8 protein-coding genes are annotated in these 9186 nt (G+C 32.3%); 4 read left to right on the top strand and 4 right to left on the bottom strand.

Going from position 1 to position 9186, the window contains the following annotated elements:
- Positions 1-1444 precede the first annotated feature (1444 nt).
- The gene (repM, locus tag E0H80_RS16440; RefSeq protein WP_131367518.1) at positions 1445-2368 is read left to right on the top strand and encodes a replication initiation protein RepM; all 924 of its coding nucleotides are present in this window, start codon (positions 1445-1447) and stop codon (positions 2366-2368) included.
- Positions 2369-2428: 60 nt separating this feature from the next.
- Positions 2429-2992 carry a plasmid replication DNA-binding protein gene (locus E0H80_RS16435; protein WP_265937235.1) on the top strand — a complete coding sequence of 188 codons (564 nt, stop codon included), beginning with the start codon at positions 2429-2431 and terminating at the stop codon, positions 2990-2992.
- A gap of 210 nt (positions 2993-3202) precedes the next feature.
- Here E0H80_RS16435 and E0H80_RS16430 read toward each other — a convergent pair whose 3' ends face one another.
- Entirely contained in the window at positions 3203-4045 is an 843-nt protein-coding gene (locus tag E0H80_RS16430; protein WP_131367516.1) for a hypothetical protein, read from the bottom strand.
- 617 nt (positions 4046-4662) lie between these two features.
- Between E0H80_RS16430 and E0H80_RS16425 the strand changes: the two genes are divergently transcribed.
- Positions 4663-5019 carry a type II toxin-antitoxin system RelE/ParE family toxin gene (locus E0H80_RS16425; RefSeq protein WP_000269907.1) on the top strand — a complete coding sequence of 119 codons (357 nt, stop codon included), beginning with the start codon at positions 4663-4665 and terminating at the stop codon, positions 5017-5019.
- The gene (locus E0H80_RS16420) at positions 5012-5314 is read left to right on the top strand and encodes a helix-turn-helix domain-containing protein (protein WP_067865288.1); all 303 of its coding nucleotides are present in this window, start codon (positions 5012-5014) and stop codon (positions 5312-5314) included. Before E0H80_RS16425 ends, E0H80_RS16420 begins: the two co-directional genes overlap by 8 nt.
- 114 nt (positions 5315-5428) lie before the next feature.
- On the opposite strand, the gene E0H80_RS16415 is transcribed toward E0H80_RS16420, so the two are convergent.
- The 3 genes from E0H80_RS16415 to E0H80_RS16405 form a co-directional block, all read right to left on the bottom strand.
- Complete coding sequence (locus E0H80_RS16415) at positions 5429-6142, bottom strand: DUF4145 domain-containing protein (protein WP_131367514.1); 714 nt, start codon at positions 6140-6142, stop codon at positions 5429-5431.
- 780 nt (positions 6143-6922) lie between these two features.
- Positions 6923-7429: a HEPN domain-containing protein gene (locus E0H80_RS16410; protein ID WP_131367512.1), complete on the bottom strand. Its 507-nt coding sequence runs from the start codon at positions 7427-7429 to the stop codon at positions 6923-6925.
- Between the two features lie 10 nt (positions 7430-7439).
- Entirely contained in the window at positions 7440-8564 is a 1125-nt protein-coding gene (locus E0H80_RS16405; protein WP_131367510.1) for a GmrSD restriction endonuclease domain-containing protein, read from the bottom strand.
- Positions 8565-9186: the final 622 nt, after the last annotated feature.

The following is a 9186-nucleotide window of genomic DNA, read 5'->3' as shown; positions in this document are numbered from 1 at the left end:
CCTAATTTTCTGTTTAGACCGAGAAAGATTTTTTCTAAATTGATATTCTCACTCTTAATTAATTAATTATAAATCAATCATTTATAAATAAGTGCATAACTTTTGCATAAGAAATGCATAATTTTTGCATAAGAAATGCGTAACTTTTGCATAAGAAATGCATAACTTTTGCCTTTTTTGCTTCACTTTCACTACACCCCTAATTAGATCCTAGAAATTACGATTTTGAAGAAGATCTATATTTCTTAAAATTCAATACAAGCATATGATTTTTAAAAATAAATTTAAAAACGCCTTGAAGACAGGAGATAAAGCCAAATCAAAGGAAAGAGAAGTGATTTAACGCCTTTTGTGATTAAGAATTTAGGGATACACCATACGCACCTTACAGGATGCCCAAAATCAACAACTTATAGGCTTAAAGGCTATATAAAAAGATCAACAACCTCATACATTATTCATCTTATTTAATTGATTTTTATAAATCTAATATGTATGAAGAAAAAATTAGCTGAGATTCCAGATTATTCATAATATTGAGCATCGCTTGGCTCATCTTTGTGATCGGTTTTTTTATTTCCCAGCCTGGAATTTAAATAATTTGATACAAGCTCTTTATTATCGAAATAGGAAGCTTCAAATTACCACTCACCCAGATATTCATGAATCGCGTTTAAATGCTTTTTAAAGAGATTTTAGATAGATAGGATAAATCCAGTCTATCTCCTAAATAGGCGGCTAAAAACGCAAATCAGAGCGAAATAAAGCCACATTAAGGACCATCTTTCAAATTGCTCACTAAGATTAACCCATAAAGTAGATAACAAAAGAATCATCAGTATTCTTAAAAATTAGCTTTATAGAGCGAGTGTCTACGAGTGAACTGATAAAATTTGCCCATCCCTTTCCCTGATTACAAGCTTCCTATCCATCAATCACCTTGATTGCAGAGCATCCCGCATGGGTGCGAACTTTGGAAAGCTAATTCCATACCGAGCGAAGCGAGCAAAAAAACTTATGAGCGAAGCGAATTCCGAGTCGCTTTTGATCTTGCTTTTGCTTTTTTTAAAGTCACGAAAATTTAACCAAAAATTGCCCCGACGAATCGAGCGTAAGCGAGATTCAATAGAGTTTGAGCAAAGCGAAAACCAAGGGCAATTTTTTATACTTTGGGCTTTTAATTATTTTTAAAGTTTTTAAATGCTTTTAGATAGGCTGAAAACCTATCGTGGAAAGGGTTTCAGCCTTAATATGACTACGTTTACCTACCAATATGACTACGTTTACCTACCAATATGACTACGTTTACCTACCAATATGACTACGTTTACCTACCATAAGTCTACATAGTATTTTTTGAAGATTTAACTACGTTTACCTTGCATTAATCTACAGAATTATTAATATAGACTTATATTCAAAAATATAAATGTAGATAAATAATATGCGAGATTTAGTAGTTAAGGATAATGCTTTAATCAATGCAAGCTATAACTTAGATTTAGTTGAACAACGTTTAATTCTCTTAGCGATTGTTGAAGCTAGAGAAAGTGGAAAGGGTATTAATGCTAATGATCCATTAGAGGTTCATGCAGAAAGCTATACAAGACAATTTAATGTTGCAAGACAAACAGCTTATCAAGCATTAAAAGATGCGTGTAAAGATTTATTTGCCCGACAATTTAGTTATCAAGAAATAAATAAAAGAGGAAATGTTGAAAATGTTTTGAGTCGTTGGGTTAGTGAAATTAGATATATAGATGCAGAAGCAACAGTAAAATTAATTTTCGCTCCTGCTATCGTACCTTTAATTACACGATTAGAAGAGCAATTCACAAAGTATGAATTACAACAAATTAGTAACCTCACTAGTGCTTACGCTGTACGTCTATATGAATTATTAATTGCTTGGCGTAGTACAGGCCAAACTCCTGTTATTGAATTAACAGAATTCAGAAAAAAAATTGGCGTACTAGATGATGAATATACAAGAATGGGGAATTTTAAAGATCGTGTATTAAACCTCGCTATTGTTCAGATTAATGAGCATACAGACATTAAAGTTAAGTGTGAACAACATAAAAAAGGACGTAACATTTCTGGGTTTTCATTCACTTTCAAACAAAAGAAATCGCAAAATGAAGCTTTGGATAATCAAAATGATTTAGATCTTTTTTTGAAGATTTCTGATGCTCAACGTCATCTTTTTGCAAATAAACTTTCAAAACTTCCTGAAATGAATAAGTACTCCCAAGGTACTGAAAGCTATGAACAGTTCGCTATACGAATTGGTGAAATGCTTCAAGACAAAACAATGTTTGGTAAATTATTGCCTTCTCTTCAAAAGGTAGGATTCAGAGCGAAATAAGTTCTATGTTCATGTAGGATGTTCACATGAACATCCTTGTACACGTATTGAGGGATTACATTGAACACAACAAAATTTAGCGTAATGGACGCTAGTAAAACATTTAAAAAATCTCGAACAACAATATATGAGGCATTAAAAAATGGAGATTTATCAAGGGATCATGATGGACTAATAGATTTATCAGAATTATTAAGAGTGTATGGCAATCCTATAGGTGTTCAGGCAAGTACACGTACTGAACACGTTCAAAAGGATGTACAAGTACACGTCCAATCTGAGGTCGAAAGCGTATTAAAAGACCAAATATCTATTCTTAAAAACCAGTTGGATTTGGCGAATCAAAGAGAAAGGTCTTTGATGCAACATATAGAGGATCTAACACATAGAATTGAGTTTAAAGGCACTTTAGAAAAGCCAAAACAAGAAGATATTGAGAAGATAAATCAATCTACTGATTCAAATATAGCAACAGATCCTCGATCGGAACCAGCTGAACCTTCCATAACTCCACCGAATACTCCAGAGGTTGTCGAAAATAAGCGTATTCCAGTGCCAGTGCCTGTAGAGCCAGAGCCGGTGAAAAGGGGCTTTTTAAGCCGTTTTTTTCTGCCGAATGGATAAGAGCATTGTTTATCCTGGCTAATGAAAAAAATCAAAAAATGCTCAGTAAATCCGCATATTGTATGAATGATCCACTAAAAAGCCCAGTTTTTACAAACTGGGCTTTTTAGTGGATCGCAATGTCTTGTTATTAGAGAAGTTATGCGGTGAATTTCGTATAAGCTGTATTATGTTAATTTTAGATAAGGTTGAAAATCTCAAGAAAAAATTTTATTTAAAAGTACTCTTTGCCTCCCAAATAAGATCTCGATAGTACTCAATTACAAGGTCCATTTGTTGCTTCAATGAAAGCTTACTGACGTCTTCACCTTTATGAATTAAAGGTGATATATCTAAATAACAAAAGAATTCTGTTATTGCACCTGAATAAAAAATTCGTCTTTCATCCTTGGTTCCACGGTTAACTATGGAAAAAACACCTTCACCTGAGATGATATCCGGTGCCGGACCATCACCTTTATAACCATACAACCTCATCTGAGGGCGCAGATGCTTAATCTTAAGATTATGTTTGTCTTGGTTATGAAGTTCTATAAATAAATTGAGCAATTGGTCTTTAGAAATTTCTTCAAATTTATTACTCCACCACTCGTTAGCTTTGGTGTTGATGCTATCTGTTCCATTTTTAAGAGCTTCGTCATTAATCCTCTTAGTCGCTTCCCAAAGAGCTTCTTTTACTCCAAATAACGAAACTAAAACTCCATAGAATGTGGCTCTATAAGCAGGATAGTTAGGATAAGTATCAAATTTATCTAATGCTTCTCGAGCAAATGTAGCATCTTCAAGTTTTGTAGTTGCTTTAGCAAAAAATCCCTGATGATAACCAAAGTACCATCCTTGTTCTGTTGCTTGCTCTGGAGAAATTTTTTTCTTACCATGTAGTAAATAAGATACTTTTTTTAAGTGTTCATCGTTCCAAGGAACAATTGCTTTTCCGTTAAAAGGATGAACTATTGCATCTCCCCAGTGTTCTATAAGTATTTGGTCAAGCTCCCTAATAAAATCTTCAGCTTCGGTCTTATTCTGGAAAAGGATATATCTATCTTTCTTCAACTTATAATCTCCATAAATATGCACAATCTCTTATTATTAAAAATTTAATATACTTGAATTTTCCACCAATCTCCCTATCTATTTAACATAATGGCGCTTATACGAAACGCGATTGCAATAATACTGCAATATCAATAAGTTAAGCTAAAAGAAAAAGTTGAAAGATCAGCAGAATCCCGGCTTGGAAACAAGTCGGATTTTTTTTAAACAGTTTTGATATATTATGCCAATAAAATTGATTATTTTTTAATCAAAATTAGGTTTTTATCAATGTTGTCAGCCTTCCCGGGGCAGAAAATATCCCCAATTTCTGCGGATAAAAAGGGGACAGTTTTTAGCCGGCTTTGTACGCATTTGCTCACATCAATCTCGGCCCTTTGCGGCTATACCACTTCACTGTAATTTCATATGATGGGGACATAGAGAGCAGGATGCTCCAAATAAAAAGAACAACGTACAGAACAAGGAATGTGAGATCCGACAGGAGTTAGATCTAAGCATCAAATACGAAAAACCCCGACAGGATGTCGGGGTTTTTTATTGCCTATCATTTCTTATTTGCAAAACAAGCATAATGCTTCTAAAATATAGACTATAATCTATATTTTGGTTGTGATATGTGGACAGTCATTACGACAGATCTATTTAATGAATGGCTTGAACAGCAAGATGAATCGACACAAGAAAAGGTCTTAGCTGCTTTGGTTGTTCTGCAACAACAGGGACCGAGCTTAGGCCGCCCTTTAGTAGATACCGTGTATGACTCTAAATTTACCAACATGAAAGAGCTTCGTGTTCAACATCGCGGTAAACCACTCCGGGCTTTTTTTGCATTTGATCCTTTACGTCAGGCCATTGTGCTGTGTATTGGTGATAAAGGTGGTAAAAAGCGATTCTATACAGAGATGCTGGCGATTGCAGATCAACAATATGAACTTCATCTCTCAACATTAGGAGAACAATCTAATGGCTAAAACTTTGCAAGAATTGTTAGCTAGCCGCTCTCCAGAGAGCCAAGCACGTATTCAAAAAATGGCTGATGAATTACTGCTAGAAAATCAGCTTCATCTTATTCGTGAAGAATTAGAGATCTCTCAAAAAGAGCTCGCTGCAACACTTGGAATTAAGCAACCATCACTCTCAGCAATAGAAAATCGTGGTAATGATCTTAAGATTTCGACCATGAAAAAGTATGTTGAAGCAATGGGTGGAAAGCTTCGTATTGATGTAGAGCTTCCAACAGGAAAACATATAGGATTCAATGTCTAAAAATAAAAAAGGTAGCTTAAGCTACCTTTTTTATTTCGCGTAATCCGTATTATGTTAATTTTAGTGAAGCTTCAAAGTATCTATAAAATTGTTGGCTATTCCCAATTAAATAATTTATCTAGTTCTTCTAGCTAATCTACGAGTCTGTGCAATCTCAAGTTGTTTTCTGATTGTATAAATACGTTCCAGGAATAGCTCACTGAAATCTAGTAAATCTTCAGTCTCTTCTTTTTCTGTACTTCCATCATGAGCAGCATTGTTACCCTCTAAACGAATATGATGTACGTACTCCTTTAGGTCAGTAGGAATTACTCCTCGTTCTATTAAAAACTCTATCCGATTATATAACTTATCTTTTTGATGACTATTTGGTTGGTTAGTTTCCACTTGATTTTCTTCTATCCATTTCTGTAATAATTCTTTTGTAGTTATATCCAAACAAAGTCTAAACATCGCTCCACTAGCTGTATAACAATTATTAGAAAGACAAATCGCTGCTTCATCAAAAACTGTTTTTATATTTTCAGGCACGTGTTCTGGACATACAGCAATTTCCCTATTAGGCGGAACTATAATGCTACCTATAGAAAAAAATAAATTTAAATTTAAATTTTTAAGATCTTCTAGCTTGGTCGCCATTTTTAGCTGTTCATTTAAAGGATATTCTATTCCTGAATTTTGACTAAGCCGATAAACCGTTGGATAATTACAATTACTACATATAGCTAATATATCCCATTGATAAGTATTTAGTTTATTAAAACCTTTATTATCAAGCCTAATATTCTTTGCTCTACAATAATTACAATTTGATATAACAAAACTCATCTTTATCCTCTTCAAGCCACTGTACACACTGGCAATGCCAAAATTCGTCAATTTAGCTTTAACTCTTTGATTTTAGCATGTCTAGCTGTATCAGCTTTATTACCAGTAGGCTATTCAAATGACACCATGTCTCAAATAAGAGAGACAATAGACTGAAGAAAGAAATGTACAAGAAAGTTATGAAAAAAATAATAAATAAGAAAGGCCTCACTCCTGTAGGAATGAGGCCTTTTTTAGGTTAATTTAACCATTTGATTAACTGTAAAACCGCTACAGTTAAGCTCAACACATTGATAACTAAATCAAGCATGAACTATACCTCCATCTCTGGGGTATGTAGCTACTTAGCTCACACTTTTCCTCTAATCCACCCATCCAGTGAAGCATTTTTGCAATCGCCAAAAAACAAATTCACCACGCTACCAATTTAGGCTACTAGGCAAACCCAATAGAGGGTTAAAATTAACTCTTTTAATACTGAGTCAAACTTGTCCGAATTAATAATTTATTAATTAATCACTTATCAACCAATAAACATATAAAAAGACAAATATTGGTAAGGTACTAGCTACTTTGTTTTATTTGGCTTATCTAGTATAAACAATAAGTTATAAAATTTCTAAACATTTTTATTTATATGTATTATAATTATTATGCCAAAAAACAAATTTCACCTTTTTTATCTTCTAAATTAACTTTTAGATAAAAGAAATAAAAAATCCACCAACAGGTGGATTTTTTATTTCTGGCATATCAAGAATTGCTAACTTTTAAAGATATTTAAGAACATTCAATTGCCCGATTAAAAGCATAAATTATCAGTTTGGCATATCTATGATGCTCATAAGCTTCCTCGATCGTTGTAAGTGGAGTTTTTGAGTGTGCATAAGAATGTCTCCAACTAAGTAATGGCTGATACTTCTCATTTGGATGTACCTTATTCAAATACTTCTGCATTCGCTCTAATTCACTTTTAAATGCTTTTTCTTTTCTGGGTGAAAAAAGTTTTAGATATTCCTCTAAATCTTTTTTTGTTATTTTACTATTTAATTTCTCATATTTTTTTTCAATATAATAAGAAAAATCACTATGCACAGAATCAGCATACTCAATCATGATTTGTTTAATCATATTTTCGTAAATTGCACACATTGCAACTAATAGTAATCCTGAAAGTTCTCCCCTAACTGTCAGATTTGAATTCTCCTTGGCGGGTGCAATTCGATTAATTTCATTAACTAAATAATCAACATGATTTAGTTCATCTTTTAGGTCTGAATACTTCATCAAAATACCTTTAACCTAAAAAGGTCTTTGCTATAGTGATTCTATTCTTTAAAACTGCTGTATCAGCAGTAGGACCAAAGGTATTGGCAATAAATTCCGCATTAGTTATCAATTTTTGATATTTATCATTTAATTCTGATACATTTATTTCATTATTTTCTAATAAAGCTATAAAAACAGCATCTAACATCGCAGTATTTATAACACCTTTTGGTCTGAATGGTTTTTCTATATTTTCATCAATTATCTTAGTTATTTTGTGAAAATTTTCTTTAAATATTTCAATATCTTCACTATTAAATTCTCTATTTTTATACATAGTATCATTTAGAAAAGATAGCATTGGTCTCTCATAATTATTCCAATTCCTAAACAAACCTACTAAACGTAGCAATAGCTCTATATCTCTTTGGTTTTTATGTGCTTGTTTAAAACCTAAGATATTCATCCAATGTTTATTACTATTTAAAGTTTGTAATTCCTGAACAATTTTACCTCTATACACAGCATTTCTAATTTCTTGGGGCTTAAGCTGAGTTCCTCCAGTATTTAATCTTTGAAAAATATGGAAAACACAATCATTGTTATTATTTGGAGATAACTGACGAATATTAATAGCTCTTAATGTTGAATTTTTAAGTTTACGTTGATCTTTTTTATCTAAATCAGTAAAAGCTTTCCCATTATAATTTTTAGTATCAGAGAGCCCCTTTAATTTAAAAACTTTTCTATTTCCATTTGCATCAGGTTCTCCAAAATAGCCTTCTAGAAAATAACTGATAGATAAAATACGCTGTTGTCCATCGATGATTTCTAATTCACCTTCATCATTCACATAAAAAAATACTTGAGGTACTGGTAATCCAATTAAAAAGGATTCAACCAACCTAGAAGCTTGTTCAATTTTCCATACATATTTCCTTTGATAAAAAGGAACTATCAAATCACCGTCTTTTAATTGTCTTGATAAAACTTCTAAAGGAGGATCAGATGGAGTAACTACTAAATCAAATTGAACATCTGGAACTTCATCAACATCATTTTCATCAAATAATTGTTTATCAATTTGCTCTTCAGCAAAAACTTGTTCCTTGTTTATTGAATTTTGATAATCTTCATAAATATCTTCAGTCATGAAATGCTCTTAAAATTATGTAAATAATTATATTCTATAAAATTTCTTAATTAAAAGCTCTTAAAGTATTGCCGAATACCACTTTCAGGCTGACGGAGCCACGTATCGGTCGTCCACGACAGTAGGTAATTGTGCTTTCCTACATAGGCTGAGATTACGATTTACACACCGCATGGACACGTTCTCAAACCTATATTTAACATAAAATCTCTTATGCGAAGTCCAGGATCTACAACCACATAACAATCTAGCGAGAAAGATTTTTTCTAATTTTTTAGCAGTCAGATTTTGTAGATTTAGGCTCTTTTACTACGATAAATCATATACTTACAGATTAAATGCCTAATTTTCTGTTTAGACCGAGAAAGATTTTTTCTAAATTGATATTCTCACTCTTAATTAATTAATTATAAATCAATCATTTATAAATAAGTGCATAACTTTTGCATAAGAAATGCATAATTTTTGCATAAGAAATGCGTAACTTTTGCATAAGAAATGCATAACTTTTGCCTTTTTTGCTTCACTTTCACTACACCCCTAATTAGATCCTAGAAATTACGATTTTGAAGAAGATCTATATTTCTTAAAATTCAATACAAGCATATGATTTTTAAAAATA

Origin of the sequence: Acinetobacter sp. ANC 4779, assembly GCF_004331055.1 — a bacterium.
GTDB lineage: Bacteria > Pseudomonadota > Gammaproteobacteria > Pseudomonadales > Moraxellaceae > Acinetobacter.
The sequence above is the reverse complement of the archived record's forward strand: the minus strand, read 5'-3'. Positions and strand labels throughout refer to the sequence as shown.